The organism is Solibacillus sp. FSL R5-0449 (assembly GCF_037975215.1).
Taxonomy (GTDB): domain Bacteria; phylum Bacillota; class Bacilli; order Bacillales_A; family Planococcaceae; genus Solibacillus.
This window is the reverse complement of sequence record NZ_CP150239.1, coordinates 3,354,715-3,375,944: the sequence shown is the minus strand read 5'-3', so window position 1 is coordinate 3,375,944 and position 21,230 is coordinate 3,354,715. Positions and strand designations below refer to the sequence as shown.

The following is a 21,230-nucleotide window of genomic DNA, read 5'->3' as shown; positions in this document are numbered from 1 at the left end:
TTTCACTGCTTTTTCCAGTGCTTCATCATTTTGTTGATATTCAACTAACTAGAGCTTATTTAGTTTAATAACGATTTTCAACAAAACAAGCTAATAGAAGCTACTCAGTTATTCCATTATAAGGCGCGTTTTTAGAATAAGAAAATAATCAAACTTTTTTATAAAAACCAAACTTATAAAAACAAACGAAGAATCCATTTTGAACAATCTTTTTTCTAAATGACTTCTTCTTATTAATCGTAAAATAGGGATTTACGAGGTGTTTTGCTCAAACTTTATTTCAAAGCTACATCGCTTTTAAATAAGCAAACGGTTTTTTATTTTACTATAACGAGTAATTTGCCGGAAAATATTTATATAAAATATTAAATAGTTTATATAAAGTTCATAATAAAGGTCTATACTAGAGAACGGAAATGGAAGAAAATTATATTTATCCAATTTTTAATAACTGTAAATTGATATTGAACTATAGTTTTTGAAAGTAGGATAATTTATTTAGAGGTGATCAGTTTTCTAGTAATTAGAACAATTGAAGAATCGGTTCATATAAAAACTAAGGAGGATTTATAATGTTTTTAGCAATTAAAGAAATGAAACACGCTAAAAAACGTTTCATGATGATTGGCGCAATTATTATGCTTATCGCATGGCTTGTATTTATTTTATCAGGATTAGGTAATGGCTTATCATCATTAGCTGCAGCCACAATGAAAAATATCGACGGAGATCTTTTTATTTATGAGGAAGGCTCTGAAGCAACAATGATGAAAACAAAGGTACCAGGTACGATTGCCGATGATGTGGAAGGACAATTTGGTGTAAAAGAGGCTGCTAAATTTGGACAATCTACTGTTATCGTGAAGTCACCGGATGCGAAAGATAAAGTGGACGTAGCATTCCTTGGAATCGAACCAGGGAAGTTTATCGAGCCAAAAGTTGCTTCAGGTAACCAGTTATCTGCTGAAGACAAAATGGGTGTAATCATCGATGAGTCATTACAGGAAAAAGGCTATGAAATCGGCGATAAAATTGAGGTAACAAGCTCAAGCATCGAATTAACAGTAGTCGGTATTACAAAAGGTGAAACATTCAACCATTTACCAAGTGTATTTGTAAACGTAGACGTTTGGCAAAGCTATGCATTTGCAGCACCAGGATCAGATAATGGCCTAGAGAGCCCAGTAGCAATGATCGCATTACAAGGTACAGACATTGACGCTGAAAAAATCGAGGACAACTATGCTGAAATTGATACATTTACAAAATCTGAAGCTGTAATGGGTATGCCAGGTTATAAAGAAGAAAGCGGCACAATCTATATGATGCTTGCCTTCCTATTCATTATTTCAGCTGTAATTATTGCAGTATTCTTCTATGTATTCATTTTACAAAAAACACAACAGTTTGGTGTTATGAAAGCAATTGGTGCATCAGACAGCTTTATTAAAAAATCAATTATTTCTCAAGTATTCGTGTTATCACTAATCAGCATCATTGCCGGCATTGTATTAACGTACTTGACTGCTCTTGTTTTTCCAGAGGGAATGCCGTTTAGCTTAGACTTTAAAATGGTTATTTTATATGCCATTGTGTTATTAATTGTTTCTGTTTTAGGTTCTGTTATTTCAGCCCGCCAAGTGACAAAAATTGATCCTTTAACAGCGATTGGGAGAGTGGAATAAATGCCAGGTTTAGTACTGAAAAATGTAACGAAAACATTCAAAGAAGGGTCTTCTACAGTAGATGCATTAAAAAATGTATCCCTTACAGTAAACCCGGGTGATTTCATCGCGATTATCGGTCCATCAGGTTCAGGGAAAAGTACACTTTTATCGATTGCGGGAGCATTACTTCAGCCATCGACAGGCGAAGTACTTGTTAACGGGACAGATATCGGCAAGATGAAGGAAAAAGATTTATCGGCTTTTCGCTTAACAGATGTCGGTTTCATTTTACAAACATCGAACTTAATTCCTTATTTAACAGTGTTAGATCAGTTGTTGCTTGTACGTAAAATGAAAGGTAAAGTTACAGCTGAAGATACAAAATTTGCAAAAACATTATTAACGGAATTAGGATTAGGCGATAAGTTCAACAAATTCCCGAATGAATTATCTGGTGGGGAACGTCAACGTGTTGCGATTGCTCGTGCGTTCGTGAATAATTCAAACATCATTTTAGCGGATGAACCAACAGCAAGCTTAGATTCTAAGCGCGCATTTGAAGTTGTAAAGCAAATCCGAAAAGAAGTTAAAGAACGTAACAAAGCAGCAATTATGGTAACCCATGATGAACGTATGCTGGAGTTCTGCGATAAAGTTTATCGTATGGAAGACGGAATTTTAACTTTGGAAGCATAGTCAAATTAAATTATATTTACCGTATTTAAAGTAAGCTCATACTTTAAATACGGTTTTTTTATTTTCATAAATTCCCTTCACTAACCATACGACTAACTATACTCAGTGAAAGGTGATATCGATGTGGCTACTAGGGTTTTTATGGACTTCTGCAGGTATATTCATTGGTGGCATGCTCGCTTGGCTTTTTAAAGGAATTAACAAGAAAGCACATATTATTTATGCGCTTTGTACTGGGATTATTTTAGGTTTAATCAGTTTTGAGGTACTCCCGGAAGCGGTAGAGTCAGGTGGCTGGTTAAGTACGGTTATCGGATTCATTCTGGGGATGATGCTATTCAAAGTGCTACATAGCAGATTGCATTTTAGAGAAGACAAAAGTCACACTGTAAAGAAATTATATATTCGTACTGGCCTATTATTGATGCTTAGTTTTGCGGTTCATAATTTACCGATTGGAATAACGTTAGGAGCCAATGAAAAAGCCGATTTTACAAAGGCCTTACTGCAAACCCTTTTATTTCATAGTATTCCCGAGGGAATAATTTTGTTTATGCCATTAGTTTTGGCTGGGTTAAGTCTATTTGCTATTTTACTAATTTCACTACTCGTATCGATTCCAGTTGCTTTAGGTGTTTTTATCGGTGGTTTTCTAGTTAATCCTTTCCTTAATACGATCTTCATGAGTTTCGCTATGGGGATGATCTTTATCGTTACCGTATCAGAAATCTTATATCCGGCACTTCATAAATCTACAGTACTAAAAGTTGTATGCTGCACATTAGTCGGGTTTGGACTAATCGGATATTACCTTCATTTACTTTAGGGTCATTAAAGGTGACTATCAATTTTAACTTATTTGGAAAATTATGTACTTGAATATGTTAAACTACTACATACAATCACGAACAAATGGAGGAAATTTATGGTCGATATAAAAAACTATGAATCATTCATGAAAATTGAAGCGATCAATAAAGGATGGTCGGACGATAAAAAGTACTATATTGAAACAGCTACAGATGAGAGGCTGTTACTGCGCATTAATGATATTGCAGAGTATGACAAAAAGAAAAGGGAATATGAAATTATAAGCAGTTTAGCTGAAAGAGGTTTGCCTGTTTCACGCCCAGTTGATTTTGGAATATGTGACAACGGCAAAAGTGTCTATACGATATTCGTATGGTGTGATGGTGAAGATGCGCAGCAGATACTGCCGAATCTGACAGAAGCCGAACAATATTCATTAGGGGTGAAATCAGGGCAAATACTGAAGGGAATACACAGTATTCCTGCACCGGCAGAGCAGGAAGAATGGGCAACACGATTTAACCGTAAAGCGGACAGTAAAATTAAAATGTACCAAGAATGTGATGTGAAAATAGCGGGTGACGATAAAGTTATTCAGTATATTGAAGCGAACAGACACCTCCTCGAAGGCAGGGAGCAATGTTTTCATCATGGAGATTACCATGTTGGAAATATGATTATATCCCCCAAAAAAGAGCTATATGTTATTGACTTTAACCGCAGTGACTACGGCGACCCGTGGGAAGAGTTTAACCGGATAGTGTGGAGTGCCGATATGAGTCCGTACTTTGCCACAGGTCAGCTTAACGGATATTTTAACGGAACACCACCGATGGAATTTTTCGCATTGCTTGCATTTTATATAAGCAGTAATATGCTGTCATCCATTCCTTGGGCTTTAGATTACGGGGAAGAAGATTTGAACATCATGAAAAATCAGGCTAAAAATGTTTTGGAATGGTTTGACGGAATGAACAATCCCGTCCCAACTTGGTATAAGGGAGAATTAAATTTGGTTGATCAAAAGCTAGAGAGCAATAAATAGAATAGAACGGAGATGAAAAAATGGGGAAAGTATTTTGGATTCCACTAATTTCCTCCTTTGCGACGATAGCCGTATTATATTTTATCGGTTATTTAGCTGATATAAATTTTCTTATATTTAAAATTTCACTCTCACATACTGAAATAGCTTTGCTGCCAATCTTTGTGGGAGCAGCAGTAGGGATAATAACTGAACGGATGCTTAAGAGGAAGGAGGGGGAAGTTAAATGATTGCCTATTACTACGATCAGCTTCATACATGGGGAAAAGAGGATGACTTCTTCATGGAGCTTCTCCAATCAACAAAAGCTAAAAAGATAGCCGACTTAGGATGTGGTACTGGACGGGTAACGATAGAATTGGCAAAGGCGGGTTATGAAGTAACTGGAATCGATCCAAATGAAGAAGCCGTTCTTCGTGCTCAAAACAAAGCGCATGCACAATCGGTTTCATGGATAATCGGTGATAGTCAGGACCTGACAAGTAACTCATATGATGCAGTAATCATGACAGCGAATGTGGCGCAGGTTTTTATTTCGGAAGAGAGCTGGAATCGTGTACTGCAGGATGTATTTACAGCATTAAAGCCTGGTGGGCACTTTATTTTTGATGCGCGGAATCCTCAAGCAAAAGTATGGGAAGAATGGCAAAAAGATGAGACAGTAGACGAGCTTCAAGACGTTCATACAGGGGACCCGTTGCTGTACTGGGATGAATATGAAGGTCTAGATCGGAATGTTTTTACCTTTTATGAAAAAATCAAAAATGTTAATACGGATATTACATACGAAGCAAAGGTTCAGCTAATATTCCGTAGCTTTGAAGAAATTTCGTCCTCTCTTAAAGAAGCGGGATTTTCGACAGTGAACGCGTATGAAGATTTTAAATTACAGCTGGCTACGAACCAGGCAAAATCGTATGTCTTTCATTGTAAAAAATGATTTGAATGATAATAGAACAGGAGAGGATTTTTTGGATAACATACTGGAAAATGCTTATCAAATTTCGGGAGTGATCCTCCTCATATGTGGTGTATATTTTTATTGGCATTTTAAAAAGCTGAAGAAACAAAACAAGCTTACATCCTCTGAACGTGCGGTTTATATTGTTACACGAATTGCGATGTTTGTTTTTGCAGGGAGCTATTTTCTTCTGTTTCTAAATAATTCATAATGGCTGGGACAGTTTAGTTTGTCCCAGCTACAGTATTAAAATAGTAAATCCGATATCACTTGGATAATTAAAAGGAAAAATATAATGGGGAGCAGAATTTCAACCCATTTTCCTTTTAAATAAGGAATGATTTTTAAACCAATGTGTGAGCCGACAATCGAGCCGACAGCTACCGGTACAGCGACTCCCCAATTAACAATGCCATAAAATAAGTAAAATAAAAAAGCAGTCGTACAGCTTGCAAACATTAAAAAGCGAGTCATTTCAGCAGCCATTACATAGCCGACTTGTTTCTTTAGAAAATAGGTAATGTTAAGAAGTGCAGACCCTGTTCCTAGCCCGCCATCATAGATGCTGATAAAAAACGGCGCGATTAAATTAGTTTTCTTTTCGATGTCCGGCTGCTCACTTTTGACTTCTTTCTTCTTCCTTTTAATAACGAAAAAGAACATTACGATCAATACAGTACAGGCAACAATATTCATCGTCTGTTCCGCTAATCTAGTCGCTAAAAATGCCCCGCTTATTCCGCCGCTTGCAGCAATCAGCATAAAAGGAATCATTTTTTTCAGCGAGACTCTTTTTTTCATCGTTAAAACAATGACAGTCGAAAATGAAGAAATGCCTGTTGCAAATTTATTAATCGCGACAGTCGCATGAATTGGAATTCCGACTAACAATAGAGAAGGAAGCAATACGAATCCAGCAGCCCCAAACATGACCCCTACAACGGAAGCAAGTATGCCAATCGCGAATAAAATGAGCCCGTCTACTGATAGCCACTCTATAAATAAATTCTCCATACAAATCCCTCCTAGTCTCAAAATACTGCTATACTACTCATAAAACAAATATATATATTTTGTGTATTCATAAATAGAAGTTATGAGTGGGGTGAGAAAATGAATTTACATACGCTAAGAATCTTCACAAGTGTTGCGAAGCTAGGCAGTATAACAGAAGCAGCAAAACACCTTCATATCAGTCAGCCTGCTGTTACTGTGCAAATCCGTAAACTCGAAAGAGAAATCGGAGTTAAACTTATTGAAGGTAAAGGAAGAGGGATACAGCTAACATATGAAGGTGAATTTCTTTATGAGCAAGGGCTACGGTTATTTCATCTGGAAGAACAGATTGATGAAAAGTTTAAAAACTTTTTGGAAAAGAAAGAGAATATAAAAATCGCTTCTTCCTATATTTCAACGAATTATATTTTACCGCCAATCATTGCAGGCTATAAAACGGAAAATCCGAATATCGATATGTATGTTTCACTAGGAAATGTTCAATCTGTTGAACGTCTTGTTCTCGATTATAAAGTCGATTTTGGTTTCGTAGTGCAAAGCAATATAGGTCATGAAGATTTAAACTTCGAAAAAATAATGGATATTCCATTTTGGTTTGTTGTTCATCCAACACATCCTTTGGCAAATAAAGTAGTATCGATTTTTGAACTAAGTCAACATGATTTTATATATAGGGAACGAGGCAGTTCAACGCTGGACTTGATGGAGGCTATTTTTTATACGCATAATTGCCCGTTACCGAGGTTTGGCTTACAAATAGAAGGTGTACTGGAATCGATTAAAGTTGTTGAAGCGGGGTATGGAATGGCAATTGCTCCAGCATTCAGTGTAAAGGAAAAGTTATCGCAAGGCAGCATTGCACGCGTCTTTGTAGATCAGGTGGAAATCAGCCAGAGCCTGTTTTGCTGTACAAGAAAAGTGGATAAGATGGCGCATCCGTTTATTCAATATTTGAAGGAGAACTTAAGCAATTTAGATATTTAAATTGCTTTTTTTATATAAAAATCTATGCAAAAAAATTTTTTGAAATAGTAATCGCTTACAAAATTGACACATTTCAGATGATGGAATAATCTGAAAATATAACGTCTGGAGGTGTGAATAAATGAAATTTTTATCCAAACCTAAGCCTTATAAAGAAATCATTCCGAAAGTACTGCAAGTGATTTTGAATACTGGTTTAACAGTACTGGCGTTGGCTCTTTGCGTCATGCTCATTATCGAAATGGTCGAGCTTTTAAAATTCATATTCAATGGGGAAAAGCATGAATACAAATATTTTCTGGCTAAAATTTTAGTATTCTTCCTGTATTTCGAGTTTATCACAATGATTGTGAAGTACTTTAAAGAGGATTATCATTTCCCGCTCCGTTATTTTATGTATATCGGAATTACGGCAATGCTCCGGCTTATTATTGTCGAACACGATTCCGCAATCGATACACTCATTTTTGCAGGTGTGATTCTCATTTTGATTATTAGCTATTATATTATCAATATTACACCGAGAGAAAGGCCGAACAGAAAAACGTAAATTTCAACTTATACAAAAAGGCTAATCAATAAGGTTAGCCGTCTAGCCGTTGCAATCTAACTCCTGATAATTGATCTTCTCTACATTCAACTGCCACTTTCCGTTTGCATCCTTTGAAACAGCCATTTTTATATTAATATCTTCAAATAAAATATCTCCTTCTTTATAAATCATCGTTGCCATAGCCACAGCATTTAAATAGCGTAAATCTCTATAGGAAGCTAACTATTTAACAGTTGAATTTTTACAATGAACTATAAAGTAGCAGAATTTCGAGGGTGGGACATAAGTAAAATGACCGTTAAATAACAGGAAGCCCTTTGTTAAATAACGGATATTTTGCAAAATTGATTGGAATGCAGGGCGACTCCTGCGGGAATAGCGTGACGCCTGAGACTACAGGCTCAGGCCACGCCCGCGGAAAGCGTCCCGGAATGGAAATCAATTTCAACGCTCAGCAAAAAAAGGGGGTGGGACAAAACCCGCCTCAAAATCAAAAGCCGTTCAAATTTACGATGAGTAAAGTTTGAACGGCTTTATTATTATGTGTCTACTATGTAGTCGTTGTTCTCCGTTACGGCGGACGCTTTCCTGGGGGCACGGCTCGAGCCTGTAGTCTCTCCCACGTGCTTGTCCCCTGGGAGTCGCCGCCTTCACTCCGAACAACTAATTTTTCTTCTATATCAAGTAAATCTCTGCATAATTTCAGGCATGAAAAAAGGACATTCTCTGTTAAAATTTAAGTATCCTACAACCAAATTTCAAACGAAAGAAGTGTCCCTATGTTTAAAGATTATAACATGAATCAAATTATATTACCGCTAGATTTAGAAGTAAAGTTACATAAAAATGATATTGCCTTTTCTATCCATCATTTGGTCGAAAGCATTCCGAACGAAGCTTTCGCTCCTTTTATTCACCATACTGGTTGTCCATCATATCATCCACGTATGATGCTAAAGCTGATTTTATGCGGTTACACACAATCCACTTTTTCAGGAAGAAAAATAGAGGATCTGACAAGAGACAGTATCCGTATGATGTGGCTTGCCCAAGGATATGAACCAAGTTATCGCACTATTAACCGTTTTCGTGTACATCCCAATATGAAGGAACTCATTCGCCAATGTTTTGTACAATTTCGTTGTCAGCTAGTTGAAGAAAAACTCATCGATCAAGAAGCGATTTTTATCGATGGCACAAAGATTGAGGCAAATGCCAATAAGTTCACATTTGTTTGGAAAAAATCAGTGGAAAAACATCATACCAACCTCGTAGAAAAATCAAATAAACTTTACGATGAGTTATTGGAACATCAAATTATTCCTGAAATCAAACGTGAAAGTGATGAGCAGTTATCGATAGAAGAGTTAACTCAAGTAGCACATCACCTAGAAGAAGTAGTCGACGACTATACAAGCAAAATAGAACATTCTGAAGATGTCATTGAGCGAAAAAGATTACGTAGCGAACGAAAAACACCAAAGCAAATCCTCAAACAAGTACATGATTGGATCATAAGAAAGCAGAAATACCAAAAAGATTTTGAAGTGTTTGGCACACGTAACAGTTATTCAAAGACGGATCATGAAGCAACATTCATGCGGATGAAAGATGACTATATGCAAAACGGTCAATTGAAGCCAGGTTATAATGTACAAATCGCTACTGAAGGTCAATACACACTCGCTTATGATGTATTTCCAAATCCAACAGACACGAAAACACTTATTCCATTTCTTAATCAAATTGAAGAAAATTATTTTGAGTTACCAAAACATATTGTAGCGGATGCCGGATACGGCAGTGAACAGAATTACCATGATATTCTTAACAAACGCAAACGAACTCCACTCATTACATTTAATCAATACTTGAACGAACAGAAGCGAAAATATAAAAATGACCCTTTTAAGACAAGTAATTGGGTGTATGAGAAAGAAAACGATGTCTACATTTGTCCAAATGAAAAGAGATTAAGATTCCAATACAATTCTGTTCGTACGGATAAAGCAGGTTTCCAACGAGAATTTAAAATCTATGAATGTGAGGAATGTACAGGGTGTCCTTTCCGTACAAAATGTACAAAAGCTGCAGAAGGTAAAAATCGAAGACTCATGATTAATGAGAAATGGGAAAAACAAAAAGAAGAAGTAAGAGCGAAGCTTTCAGAAGAAAAAACGGCTGCCATTTATCGTCGACGTAAAATCGACGTGGAGCCAGTTTTTGGATTCTTGAAGGCTAATTTGTGTTTCCGTCGATTTTCTGTTCGTGGAAAATCGAAAGTTACTAACGAAATAGGTTTGGCATTAATGGCCACAAATTTAAGGAAGTATGCGGTAAGAGGATAACACCTCTTCCAATATTTTCTTTATAAAACGCAAAAAAGAGAAATTGCATTGTGCAATTTCTCTTTTTGCGTGAACTGGAACTAATTCTGTCCCAACCCCTTTTTGGATTATGTCCCAGTCGCTTATTGTAATTAAGAAACCCCTTCGCTCCATGTAGAACGTACGGAATGATTAGTCCTTTTCTTGTCACGCATTCTTAAATACATATTGTTAGATAGAAGTGCGATGATGATCAATACCGTTCCAACAATATCGAATACTGTTACCGCATTTCCCTGAATAATGGAAATGAACAGAGTTGTCACAGGAACAAAGTTGATGAACAGTAATGCATTTAAAGGGGTTAGGTAGCTAACGCCAATGTTCCAGCCCAATAAAGCAATAACACCCGGGAAAATAATCATAAACAGTAAGTGGGGACCTACTGTGACTACATCATTAATAGCCGGTACCGGTACAGCGCCGAACATTGTTGCACCTAGGGTAACGAACAATGCCGTAATAGTTCCGAGTAAACAGCTCAATGTCGAATAGCGCAATGCAGACCAATGACTGAATTCATTGGCACCCATTGTATAAATAACCCAGCCAACGACAGCAATAAAAATTAATAGTGATGGGATAAACTGACCCGTTGTGCCTAAAAACGCCTGGAGATCGCCTTTTGTAATGACTAATACTGCCCCGACAAATGACAGCAATACACAGAGTAATGTAAATAGGGATGGACGATGTTTAAAAATCATCCATGAAATTACAATTGAAATCATCGGCATCAGTGATTCCATAATTGAGGCCGTCATAACACCTGATTGGCCGAGTAAATCTTCGCCCCAGAAAATAAGCAAATTATAAATTGTAAAGGCCATTGTACCGAAAAACCAAAGCTGAAGACCTTTTCCTTCCATACGGAAAGCGCGCTTTCCTTCTTTCCATAATAGCAGTGCAACCAAAATGATTGTTACAGCGCCATATCGGAAAATTGTAAAGTAAAACGGATCTATATGTTTAAACGCATCATGTGCTACCGGAAACATGGCACCCCATGATACTGCAGCTATAAAACAAAGAATGGAACCTATAAAAACACTGTTTTTCAATCTTCTTTACCTCTTTCATTCAATTAATATCTACATCATCTTACAATTGAAATGGTATCTCGTAAAATGAATAAAAAACATTGTTAATATCATATTTTTTGATACCATAATAGAAGGTTATGTAGAAGGATGGTGAAAAGTGTGGAGTTTAAAGACTTGGAAATTTTCCAGCTCGTTGCAGATAAAGGTACGGTTACAGAAGTCGCAAAAGAGTTGAATTACGTACAATCGAATATTACATCAAGAATACAAAAGCTTGAAGCGGAGTTAAATACACCATTGTTTAACAGACATCGTCGAGGAATGATATTAACTCCCGAAGGAAAGAAACTGTTGGCCTATAGTGAAAAGATATTAATGCTGACAGAGGAAATGAAACGCGCCGTCCTGAATAAAGATGAACCAGTCGGCAAACTTGAAATCGGTACAGTAGAAACGGTTTATCATTTACCGAACATCTTGTCTACCTATATAAAAAGCTATGAAAATGTAGACTTGTCACTTGTAACAGGCGTCACTGAGAAACTAGAAGAAAAAGTATTGAATTATAAATTGGATGGTGCATTTATTACGGCCTCAAATGTTCATCCGGATCTTGAAGCGTATGATGTATTCGATGAGGAGCTTGTCCTCATTACAGAACCTCGTAAGAAGACATTGGAGGGGCTGAAAGATGAACCGTTCCTATGTTTTAAAAAAGGCTGCGGTTACCGGGCTCGTCTGGAAAAGTGGTATGAGCACGAAGGTGCGATGCCCGAAAAAGTGATGGAATTTGGAACGCTGGAAACAATTATACGCAGTGTTGCAATGGGACTTGGTGTATCATTTGTTCCGAAATCAGCGGTAGCTCATCTGGAAAAAAGCGGAGAGATTACTTGTCATCAATTGCCAAGTGAATTCAGCAAAGTGAAAACAGTCTTTATCCGCAGGGCAGATGGGTACTTAACGACAACTATCGAAAAATTTATTGAAACAATTCAACATAATCGACAGTTAATCTAAACATCATTCACTAGGGTTTAATGTTATAAATAAATTTAAAGCAATTGTTGTATTTTCATCGCAGCAATTGCTTTTTCTTTTTGACCATTTCTTACGAGTGGAAAGTATGATTTAAAGAGATATGAAGACATTATAGTTGTGCTTAAAAAATATGAAGGATTTATCTCATTTGATACAATTCATTTAAAATAGATGCTTAGGAGTGGTTACCATGAGACAAAAACTAATGGACATGCTGGAAGTTCGTAAAAATGAAATCATTCAAATCCGGAGACATTTACATCAGCATCCCGAAGTATCGTTCCAAGAGGAAAACACCGCACAATATATTCTCGATTTTTATAAAGGAAAAGATGTAGAAATTCATTCAAACGTAGGGAACGGTTATGGAATTATCGTTACGATTAAAGGCGGAAAACCAGGCAAAAATATCGGGCTTCGCGCAGACTTTGATGCACTGCCGATTACCGAAGAAGCCGATGTTCCGTTCAAATCGGTAAATGAAGGGGTCATGCACGCATGCGGCCATGACGGACATACCGCCTATTTGCTTGTATTGGCGGACTGTTTTATCGAGTTGAAAGATGAGATTGCAGGAACAATTAAAATTATTCACCAGCATGCAGAAGAAGTTCCGCCGGGCGGAGCGAAAAGTATTGTAGAGTCAGGGCTTCTCGATGATCTAGATAATGTTTTCGGGATTCACTTGCTGCCCATGGGACCTGCAGGATTTATCGGTTATAATTCAGGTTTTGCGTTCAATGGCCGTGCGTACTTGAAACTGAAAATTCAAGGACGTGGCGGACATGGTTCCTCACCACATTTGGCAAACGATGCGATTGTTGCGGGTGCCCATTTTGTCACTGCAGCACAAACAATTATTAGCCGCCGATTAAGTCCGTTTGATATCGGTGTAATTACAATAGGATCATTCGATGGTAAAGGGACATTCAATGTCATTAAAGACAGCGTGGAACTGGAAGGCGATATTCGCTATATGACGATAGAAACGAAAGAAAAGATTGAAGCGGAAGTAAAAAGATTAGTAAGAGGTCTTGAAGAACAATTTGGTGTTACTTGCGATTTGACGTATGAAAATGACTACCCGCCATTATATAACGATCCCGAGCTAACGGCGAAAGTCGCGGGTTATTTAATAGATGCGGATGATCCGGACATTAAAGAGGTGAAGGAAGTACCACCAATGTCGCCATCTGAAGACTTTGCCTATTATGCGGAAAAGTTCCCTTCTTGTTTCTTCTATATTGGCTGTACGCCAAAAGGAGTGGAAAAACCTTTCTACAATCATCACCCAAAATTTGATATCGATGAGGATGCACTTCTAGTAGCAGCAAAAGCAGTGGGACAGGTTGTTGCCGGCTACTATGAAGAATAAAATTTATAAAAGTTTCGGATTCATGCCGAGGCTTTTTTTATTGGATACCATCTATACCGAACATCTCATGCAACAACTGTATATACTAATTTGATGCGTAAAAACGAACGAGAGAAGGGTGTGTTCAAGTGCTAAAAGAATGGCATGAAGAAGTTGAGGCAGTATACGATCAAATGGTTGCTTGGAGAAGACATTTGCATGAGAATCCTGAACTGCCATTTCATGAGGTACAAACAGCGAGAATGGTCGGCGATATTTTAGCTGGGTATAGGATTGAAGTTCAACGGAATGTTGGCGGGCATGGTGTAGTCGGTATATTAAAAGGAGGAAATCCAGGGCCGACCATTGCACTAAGAGCTGATATGGATGCATTGCCGATTCAACAGGAAAATGACGTTCCCTATAAATCGCAAGTACCGAATGTGATGCACGCATGTGGTCATGATGCACATACGGCAACATTGTTAGGGGTGGCAAAAATATTAAGCAAATATCAAGATCAGTTACATGGTACGGTTAAATTTATATTTCAACCTGCTGAAGAACAATTTCCGGGTGGAGCCATTCAAATGATAGAAGAAGGTGTACTGGAAGGGGTAGATGTGATTTTCGGTAATCACTTACTATCTTCTGTTCCATTAGGTAATTTTACGGTACCTAAAGGGAGTGCAACGGCTTCCAGCGATTATGTAAAGATTAAAATAATCGGTAAAGGTGGACATTCTTCTGCTCCCCACACTTCAGTCAATCCGATTGTGATAGGTGCACAAATCGTCAATCAAGTTCATCTGTTGTTGAGCCAAAAAGTTGATCCAGTACAACCAGTAGTAGCGGCGATTACTATGTTCAATTCCGGTGTAGCAATAAACATAATACCGGAAGAAGCTACAATCGCGGGGACGGTCCGTACATTTAACCAGGAACAAAGGGATAATGTCAAAACGATTTTAACGCATATTCTCAACAATGTCACAGTAACTTACGGGGCCACTTATGAGCTGGAGTATAAGAGGGGGTATCCGCCATTAGTTAATACGGATAAAGAAGCAGAAATTGTAAAAGACTTACTGAATAATATCGACCATTTAAGTGTAATTGAAATCCCTCCTATTATGGCAAGTGAAGATTTTGCCTATTATCTCCAACATGTTCCCGGAATATATTTTTATACTGGTTCAGCTACAGAGGACCCCGCCACGCAATTTCCTCATCATCATCCCAAATTTAATATCGATGAACGGGCAATGAAAAATTCTGCGAAAGGATTTCTAAGTATTGTCCATCATTATTTAATTCCAGAGGATGCTTAACATTTTTCTGTTTTGAAACCTTTTCCAAATTAAGAAAGTATAAAGGAGAAGGGGGAATGAATATGAAATACTTTTTTATTGGTACAGGACTATCTCTAATCGGTATTTTGCTAGCTATTATTATTTGGGATGTTCATATGATTTCCAATATTACGAGCGGGATTGGTTTTATCTTTTTAATTGTGGCATGCCTTTTTTCCGGGGCGTTCGTAAATGGTGACCGGATGAGGGCAAACTTGGCAATGGAAACGAAAGAAAGCTGGGTTCAAAGAAATAAGATTGCTTGGTGTTCCCTCATAATGGCAGTTCCTAACTTTGTCGTTGCATTCATTTTTTACTATTATTTAGGCTATTAATTTATCTCTCAAAAACATTACCATTATATACTTGTATTCATATAAATTCAGTTTAAGTAATATGTTAATGTATTATAGATTTTGGAGAAGTGGGGTTAACTAGATTGAAGGTACTTCAATTAGCATTTTTATTAATTTTTGCAGTTTGTTTTATTACTGTAACGCCAGCATCGGCAGCAGTAAAAACAATCGATCAGTATTACATGGATGATGTAAGTTATGAACATGGCGCATATGAGCAGTTGGAACGTTTCTTGTATGCAAATATTATCGATGGATATGAAGAACCAACAGTTTATGAAGAAGATGGGGAAGTATACGAATATACTTCAATTCTTTTAAAGCCCGAAACTAGTATTACGCGTGCACAGTTTACAAAGATTTTAGTGAACGCAATGAATTTAAAAAACGGGGATTTAAAAAAAGAGTTCCCTGATGTAAACAGTTCTGCCTGGTATTATGATTTTGTCCATATTGCCAGCAGTCAAGGCATCATTACCGGGAAAGAAGACGGTACGTTCAAACCGAACGATAAAATTACACGTGCACAAATGGCAGCGATGATTTATCGTGCATTTAATGGCACAGTGGATTTCTCGAAAACAGGGAAAATGTTTAACGATGTAAATCCGAATAGCTATTCTTACGAAGCGATTGTTAAAACTGCAGGTGCTGGTATTGTAAATGGCTACGGAGAAACATTTAAACCGAATGATTATGCAAAACGTTCTCATGCAGTATTGATGATTGACCGTGCACTGCATTTAGAGAATGGTGAAGCAACAGATGAAGCTTCAATTATTGCCACAGTAAATCGCTATATTGATCAAGAGTTTGAGTTTTCTTCAGACACAGAAAATGTTGAAGATATGGATGCGCTTTATCGCGAAACGACAACAGGTTACTATTTAGCTTATTCACTTGATAGTCAATTGCTGTTGGAAGACGCAGACTTTTCAACTGGTTCAAGTTCATCTCAAAAAGTCGGCGAGTATTCTAGTGAGCTGATTACGCTGAATAAACGTTTTGCAGCAGTAAAAATTGATGATTTGAAAGTTCATATTAAGATGACTGATCCTGAAATCAACTTTAATCTTGAAATGACATTAGACTTATCCGGAACGGCTTATTTAAAGAAAACAGATGACGGCCTATGGAAAATCTATAATTTGGTCTATGATGAAGAAGATTATGATAATATGCTGACTGCTGCGGCGGCAATGGAAGAATAGTGAAAATTCCCCTTTCTATTTAGTAGAGGAGGGGATTTTTTCATGGAAAAATGTTGATCTGATGATAGAATGGTATTTTGAAAATTGAAATATTTCTATATCATTATTTAGTATATAATACTTATAAAGGGGAGATGGATGATGCATACAAAATTACAAGCAGTAGTAGATACGATGGAGTTATATCAGGCAACTTTTCCGGAAGATGCATGTATCGTTGTAGCGAATAAATCTGAGGTTATCGGATATCAGCCAGGTCAGGTCATTGATTTGAAAATTGCTGTAGGGATGAAACTGGAGAACTTCCGAGGGACCGTTACAGAGCGGGCGTTAACATCCAAACGTTTTTTAAGAGAAGAAAAAGGTCCTGAAAAATTTGGGTTTGCTTATATTTCAACAGCACAGCCTATTTTTGATAACGGGGAAATAATTGGGGTCGTAAGTGCCATTATTTCAAATGAAAAAATGGATTCTATGCGCCAATTAGCGACAGAGTTATCGAGTGCAGTAGAGGAAATGACAGCGACGAATGAAGAGTTAACCTCAGCGAGCATGGATGTTTCAAATCGTTTGGACGGGCTTGTCACATCTACAGAAACGATGACCGCAGATATAGGGGAAATTAATCAAATGGTCGAGCTTGTAAAAGGGATTGCATCGAAATCACAAATTTTAGGATTAAATGCATCAATTGAGGCTGCCCGTTCTGGTGAGCATGGAAGAGGCTTTGCAGTTGTAGCGAAGGAAATTCAAAAAATGGCGCAGAACAGCAAAGAAAGCGCAGAAAAAATTGCTGCGCAGTTAAATAATATTCGTGTTTCCATTGAAGATGTAAATGGAACGACAAGCCAAATCGCAGCGTTTACAGAACAGTTTGCAACAAGTATGCATGAACTGAACGATGCATATGGAAGTGTGAATGGCACGGCAGAAAAGCTGTTGGAGATTAGTGAAGTAAAATAATAGAATCGAACAACCACTCCGAAAGATGATCGGAGTGGTTGTTTTTAATTTATATTCAATCGGCTTTTTATAAGTTCATGTTTTAAAAATGCCGCACCTGTAGCAATGAGAATTGTAATTAAAATGATCACAATACCAATTGCCGCAACTAACGGAGGCAGTGCATTTGTATAATCGAGTAGAAAGAAACCCGAAATGTACAAAGTAAGAATGGCATAGGCGCAATATTTAATATAGTTTAACCCCTGTTCAAGACGACTGGAGAAAACAGACTCCCGCTCAATAATAGTAATCATCTTCAAAGTTTCATAAAGCGCATAAAAAAACGGAATAGCGGTCGCATACATACCAAGCAAAATCGGATATTGAAGGTAAGCAACTTCCGGATTTAAATGCGCAGTTTCCTGAGCTAACCACGGTAAAACAAATACACATAATAACAACACAAGTATACCCGTTGAAATAATAACAGTTTTTAAAAAGATTGAGTTTAATTTCCGCATGTTAATCCTCCTCTTTTTTCCGCAATATATACTATAGACGTCGGAAAATTCGGAAAGTTTCTGAGTGCATAAAGCGATTTACTGCTCCTCTATATTCCATTAATTGTTACAATAAGTAAAAGAGGTGAATGGAATGTTTGATACAGATGCGTATAAAAAATTAGAAAAGAATAGAAAACATTTCTTGATTTTTAATCTCATTACGATTCTATTTTTTACGGGAATATCTTTTACTTTTGTTATTCCAAGTTTAAAGGGATTTGATTTAGGCTCTACATTGATAGTGTTTCTAATCTATATTGTTGTTGCAAATGTTTTTGTAGGGATTTTTGTTCACAAAATAGAATTGGTTTTCTTAATTTCGTTGTTATTCAGTGCTCTTGGAATGGGCTGGCGTCTATGGCTTGAGTGGGGGGAATTCAGTTTAGTCGAACATACAAACATTGTTGTGATGATAGGTTATCCATGTATTACAGCACTTGTAATCACACTAATTTATGCTGTTTCAGAAAAGTTCAAAACGAAAAAGATCGTCATGATAGATAGGGAATAGAAGAGATTCATAAAATCAGAAAGGTGGATATAAATGGAGTTTCGATTGGCTACTACAGAAGATATGGAAATATTAATAGATTTACGCAAACGATTATTAGTGGAGGAAGGGCAAACAGTATCTTCCAATATCGATGAACAATTAAGAAGCTTCTTTGATAAGCAATTAAACTCTAATCAATTTGTTCAATGGATTATCGAGGAAGAGAAACGTGCGATCGCTACAGGGGGCATTCAGTTTATTTCTTTTCCCCCTAGTTATTCCAATCCTACAGGAATTCGCGGCTATATTTTAAATATGTATACAGTCCCGGAAAGCAGGGGTAGAGGGCTTGCCAAACAGTTGGTGGAGCGGTTGCTGGCAGAAGCACAAGAAAGAAATGTGCACCACATATTTTTGATTTCCTCACCGATGGGAAAACCGTTATACAAAAAAATCGGTTTTAAGGAAAATGATATTTATATGGAATATTTCATTAAATAGTTTAGGGGATGAGGAAATGATTTTAGAAACGGAAAGACTCATATTAAAGCCATATGAAATTGAATTTGCGGATGCTATTTATGAAGTGGTAAAGCATAGGGAAATCGCGGATACGATGGTCATGATTCCGCATCCGTACCCACGGGAAGTCGTTGATCAGTGGATTTCCTATTTGCAAAAAAGCTTTGAGCAAGGGACAGCCTATGAGTTTGCTGTGTTTTTAAAAGAGAACGGCCGCTATATCGGGAATTGCGGACTCGTAACAGTTTCAAAAAACCACCGTAATGCAGAGGTAGGTTATTTTATCGATGTCGCAGAGTGGGGTAACGGCTATGCAACAGAAGCGTGTAAAAAAATAATAGATTACGGATTTCAGGAACATCAGTTAAATCGAATTTACAGCCGTTGCATGGTTAGAAATGTCGCATCAAGAAAAGTAATGGAGAAGTCCGGCATGGTGTGGGAAGGACGCCACAGACAGGAGTTTTTAAAGGACGATATATATGAAGATATGGATTACTTAGCTATTTTAGCTGAAGAATATTTTAATTAGAGTATGCAGGCTTAAAGAAACATTCTATTAATGGCAGGGTTTTAAATTTTCTATCTAGAACCTTTTAAAATAAGCGATAATGATACTTTTAAAAGGACTGATGAAATTGGAACAAATTCAGCAGAAAATAAATACAACGCCAAAACATATTGTGTCTGCCGCAACAATTGTACTGAACAGTAAAAATGAGATTCTGCTTATAAAAGGACCTAAAAGAGGATGGGAAATGCCTGGCGGTCAAGTAGAAGAAGGCGAATCTTTGACTGCTGCAGCGATTAGGGAAACAAAAGAGGAATCGGGAATTGACGTAGAAATACTTAAATTCTGCGGTATTTTTCAAAATGTAGAGAAATGTATTTGCAATACACTTTTTCTGGCAAAACCAATCGGGGGGACACCGACAACTTCACCGGAAAGTCTGGAAGTCGGTTATTTCCCCATGGAAAAGGCATTGGAAATGGTGACGGCCGGAAACTTTCGCCAAAGAATAGAATATTGTTTAGATGCAACGAAACACCCGTTTTTCATAGATTTTTAAATGAAGAATCCTTGAGGCGATTTGTACCGTGAAGGAGGTTTTTCTGTGAAACAGTTATTCTTTGGATTAGGTATTTCCCTAGTATGTCTAACAGGATGTTCTACAAATGAGAAGGGATCTGTGTCCAGTGAAAGGAATAGTTCGCAAACGTTGGTGCAATACGAAACAATCTCTGCTAATTTAGAGGCACCATGGGCTATTAATAAACTTGGGGACGCTTTTTATATAACGGAGCGAACAGGGCATATTGCAAAAGTGGAGCAAGGAGAAGTGACAAGGCAGGAAGTGAAGCTTGAAAGAATGCTTTCCACTGCTTCAGAGGCAGGGCTTCTTGGCTTTGTATTAGCACCGGATTTTGAACAATCAAATGAGGCATATGCGTATTATACGTATGAAAAGGGGAGTGACCAATTTAACCGGATTGTATTGCTTTTCCTTGAAAATAATAAATGGCTGGAAAAAAGTGTACTTCTCGATGGAATCCCTAGTGGTACGTATCATCACGGAGGACGTGTGAAAATTGGTCCGGATCAGAAGCTTTATGCGACAGCAGGTGATGCATCGAATCCTCAAACAGCACAGGACTTGTCTACACTCGGCGGAAAAATATTGCGCCTGAACTTAGATGGGAGCATTCCGGACGACAATCCTTTTCCGAATTCATACGTATACAGTTACGGACATCGAAACCCGCAAGGTATTACGTGGTCACCGGACGGCACAATGTATGCAAGTGAGCATGGACAAAGCGCAAATGATGAAATCAATAAAATTGAAGCTGGGCAGAATTATGGCTGGCCATCAATAGAAGGAGAACAAACGCAGGAAGGATTCATATCTCCTTTATTTACATCAGGTAGTGAACATACATGGGCCCCTTCCGGTATGGCATTCTTCAACAACAAGCTATATGTTGCGGCACTGCGGGGAACAGCAGTCCTTGAATTTGATTTGCAGACAAAAGAGGTAAAAGAAATCGTCAATAATATGGGAAGAATCCGCGATGTCTGGATTGAAGATCATACATTGTATTGGATTACGAATAATACAGACGGGCGCGGTACACCAGGAGAAAAAGATGATCAGCTGTACAAGCTTGAGCTATAGCAAAAGGAGTGTAAAAGTGAAATAACTTTTGCACTCCTCTTTTTGTCGTTGCT

General features: G+C 37.5%; 24 protein-coding genes. 20 read left to right on the top strand and 4 right to left on the bottom strand.

The window, feature by feature from the left end:
- Positions 1-572 precede the first annotated feature (572 nt).
- The 6 genes from MKY27_RS16925 (at position 573) to MKY27_RS16900 (ending at position 5,158) form a co-directional block, all read left to right on the top strand.
- Positions 573-1,685: an ABC transporter permease gene (locus tag MKY27_RS16925; RefSeq protein WP_339196506.1), complete on the top strand. Its 1,113-nt coding sequence runs from the start codon at positions 573-575 to the stop codon at positions 1,683-1,685.
- Positions 1,686-2,363 carry an ABC transporter ATP-binding protein gene (locus tag MKY27_RS16920; protein ID WP_339196505.1) on the top strand — a complete coding sequence of 226 codons (678 nt, stop codon included), beginning with the start codon at positions 1,686-1,688 and terminating at the stop codon, positions 2,361-2,363. It begins immediately after the preceding gene.
- A 121-nt stretch (positions 2,364-2,484) separates the two neighbouring features.
- On the top strand, positions 2,485-3,189 hold the full coding sequence (locus MKY27_RS16915) for a ZIP family metal transporter (RefSeq protein WP_339196503.1): 705 nt from the start codon (positions 2,485-2,487) through the stop codon (positions 3,187-3,189).
- 99 nt (positions 3,190-3,288) lie between these two features.
- Positions 3,289-4,218, top strand: coding sequence for a phosphotransferase family protein (locus MKY27_RS16910; RefSeq protein WP_339196501.1), 930 nt, complete (start codon positions 3,289-3,291; stop codon positions 4,216-4,218).
- A gap of 20 nt (positions 4,219-4,238) precedes the next feature.
- The gene (locus tag MKY27_RS16905; protein WP_339174301.1) at positions 4,239-4,448 is read left to right on the top strand and encodes an ATPase; all 210 of its coding nucleotides are present in this window, start codon (positions 4,239-4,241) and stop codon (positions 4,446-4,448) included.
- Positions 4,445-5,158, top strand: coding sequence for a class I SAM-dependent methyltransferase (locus tag MKY27_RS16900; RefSeq protein WP_339196499.1), 714 nt, complete (start codon positions 4,445-4,447; stop codon positions 5,156-5,158). Before MKY27_RS16905 ends, MKY27_RS16900 begins: the two co-directional genes overlap by 4 nt.
- A gap of 267 nt (positions 5,159-5,425) precedes the next feature.
- Here MKY27_RS16900 and MKY27_RS16895 read toward each other — a convergent pair whose 3' ends face one another.
- On the bottom strand, positions 5,426-6,193 hold the full coding sequence (locus MKY27_RS16895; RefSeq protein ID WP_339196497.1) for a sulfite exporter TauE/SafE family protein: 768 nt from the start codon (positions 6,191-6,193) through the stop codon (positions 5,426-5,428).
- 99 nt (positions 6,194-6,292) lie between these two features.
- Between MKY27_RS16895 and MKY27_RS16890 the strand changes: the two genes are divergently transcribed.
- Together MKY27_RS16890 and psiE are read left to right on the top strand one after the other, a co-directional pair.
- Positions 6,293-7,180 (top strand): LysR family transcriptional regulator, encoded by an 888-nt coding sequence (locus MKY27_RS16890; protein WP_339196495.1) that lies wholly within the window; start codon positions 6,293-6,295, stop codon positions 7,178-7,180.
- Positions 7,181-7,301: 121 nt separating this feature from the next.
- Entirely contained in the window at positions 7,302-7,730 is a 429-nt protein-coding gene (psiE, locus tag MKY27_RS16885) for a phosphate-starvation-inducible protein PsiE (protein WP_339196493.1), read from the top strand.
- A 42-nt stretch (positions 7,731-7,772) separates the two neighbouring features.
- Here psiE and MKY27_RS16880 read toward each other — a convergent pair whose 3' ends face one another.
- Entirely contained in the window at positions 7,773-7,913 is a 141-nt protein-coding gene (locus MKY27_RS16880; protein ID WP_339196491.1) for a hypothetical protein, read from the bottom strand.
- Positions 7,914-8,512: 599 nt separating this feature from the next.
- On the opposite strand from MKY27_RS16880, the gene MKY27_RS16875 reads away from it, so the two are divergent.
- On the top strand, positions 8,513-10,081 hold the full coding sequence (locus MKY27_RS16875; protein WP_339196489.1) for an IS1182 family transposase: 1,569 nt from the start codon (positions 8,513-8,515) through the stop codon (positions 10,079-10,081).
- A 131-nt stretch (positions 10,082-10,212) separates the two neighbouring features.
- Here MKY27_RS16875 and MKY27_RS16870 read toward each other — a convergent pair whose 3' ends face one another.
- Positions 10,213-11,181: a DMT family transporter gene (locus MKY27_RS16870; RefSeq protein ID WP_339196487.1), complete on the bottom strand. Its 969-nt coding sequence runs from the start codon at positions 11,179-11,181 to the stop codon at positions 10,213-10,215.
- Positions 11,182-11,322: 141 nt separating this feature from the next.
- Here MKY27_RS16870 and MKY27_RS16865 point away from each other — a divergent pair, with 141 nt between their 5' ends.
- The 6 genes from MKY27_RS16865 (at position 11,323) to MKY27_RS16840 (ending at position 17,440) form a co-directional block, all read left to right on the top strand.
- Positions 11,323-12,183 (top strand): LysR family transcriptional regulator, encoded by an 861-nt coding sequence (locus MKY27_RS16865; protein WP_339196485.1) that lies wholly within the window; start codon positions 11,323-11,325, stop codon positions 12,181-12,183.
- A gap of 211 nt (positions 12,184-12,394) precedes the next feature.
- Positions 12,395-13,579 carry an amidohydrolase gene (locus MKY27_RS16860; RefSeq protein WP_339196483.1) on the top strand — a complete coding sequence of 395 codons (1,185 nt, stop codon included), beginning with the start codon at positions 12,395-12,397 and terminating at the stop codon, positions 13,577-13,579.
- Positions 13,580-13,707: 128 nt separating this feature from the next.
- Entirely contained in the window at positions 13,708-14,889 is a 1,182-nt protein-coding gene (locus MKY27_RS16855; protein WP_339196481.1) for an amidohydrolase, read from the top strand.
- Positions 14,890-14,951: 62 nt separating this feature from the next.
- Positions 14,952-15,245: a DUF5316 domain-containing protein gene (locus tag MKY27_RS16850; protein WP_339196479.1), complete on the top strand. Its 294-nt coding sequence runs from the start codon at positions 14,952-14,954 to the stop codon at positions 15,243-15,245.
- Positions 15,246-15,349: 104 nt separating this feature from the next.
- On the top strand, positions 15,350-16,477 hold the full coding sequence (locus MKY27_RS16845) for an S-layer homology domain-containing protein (RefSeq protein WP_339196477.1): 1,128 nt from the start codon (positions 15,350-15,352) through the stop codon (positions 16,475-16,477).
- Between the two features lie 138 nt (positions 16,478-16,615).
- The gene (locus tag MKY27_RS16840) at positions 16,616-17,440 is read left to right on the top strand and encodes a methyl-accepting chemotaxis protein (protein WP_339196475.1); all 825 of its coding nucleotides are present in this window, start codon (positions 16,616-16,618) and stop codon (positions 17,438-17,440) included.
- Between the two features lie 44 nt (positions 17,441-17,484).
- On the opposite strand, the gene MKY27_RS16835 is transcribed toward MKY27_RS16840, so the two are convergent.
- Positions 17,485-17,943, bottom strand: a complete 459-nt coding sequence (locus MKY27_RS16835) for a DUF2975 domain-containing protein (protein WP_339196473.1) — start codon at positions 17,941-17,943, stop codon at positions 17,485-17,487.
- Positions 17,944-18,076: 133 nt separating this feature from the next.
- Here MKY27_RS16835 and MKY27_RS16830 point away from each other — a divergent pair, with 133 nt between their 5' ends.
- The 5 genes from MKY27_RS16830 to MKY27_RS16810 all read left to right on the top strand — a co-directional run bounded on the left by MKY27_RS16830 (position 18,077) and on the right by MKY27_RS16810 (position 21,177).
- Positions 18,077-18,496, top strand: coding sequence for an ABC transporter permease (locus tag MKY27_RS16830; protein WP_339196471.1), 420 nt, complete (start codon positions 18,077-18,079; stop codon positions 18,494-18,496).
- Positions 18,497-18,529: 33 nt separating this feature from the next.
- Complete coding sequence (locus MKY27_RS16825; protein WP_339196469.1) at positions 18,530-18,979, top strand: GNAT family N-acetyltransferase; 450 nt, start codon at positions 18,530-18,532, stop codon at positions 18,977-18,979.
- A 16-nt stretch (positions 18,980-18,995) separates the two neighbouring features.
- Positions 18,996-19,532: a GNAT family N-acetyltransferase gene (locus tag MKY27_RS16820; RefSeq protein ID WP_339196467.1), complete on the top strand. Its 537-nt coding sequence runs from the start codon at positions 18,996-18,998 to the stop codon at positions 19,530-19,532.
- Positions 19,533-19,638: 106 nt separating this feature from the next.
- Positions 19,639-20,070, top strand: coding sequence for an NUDIX hydrolase (locus MKY27_RS16815; RefSeq protein WP_339196465.1), 432 nt, complete (start codon positions 19,639-19,641; stop codon positions 20,068-20,070).
- 45 nt (positions 20,071-20,115) lie between these two features.
- On the top strand, positions 20,116-21,177 hold the full coding sequence (locus MKY27_RS16810) for a sorbosone dehydrogenase family protein (RefSeq protein WP_339196463.1): 1,062 nt from the start codon (positions 20,116-20,118) through the stop codon (positions 21,175-21,177).
- Positions 21,178-21,230: the final 53 nt, after the last annotated feature.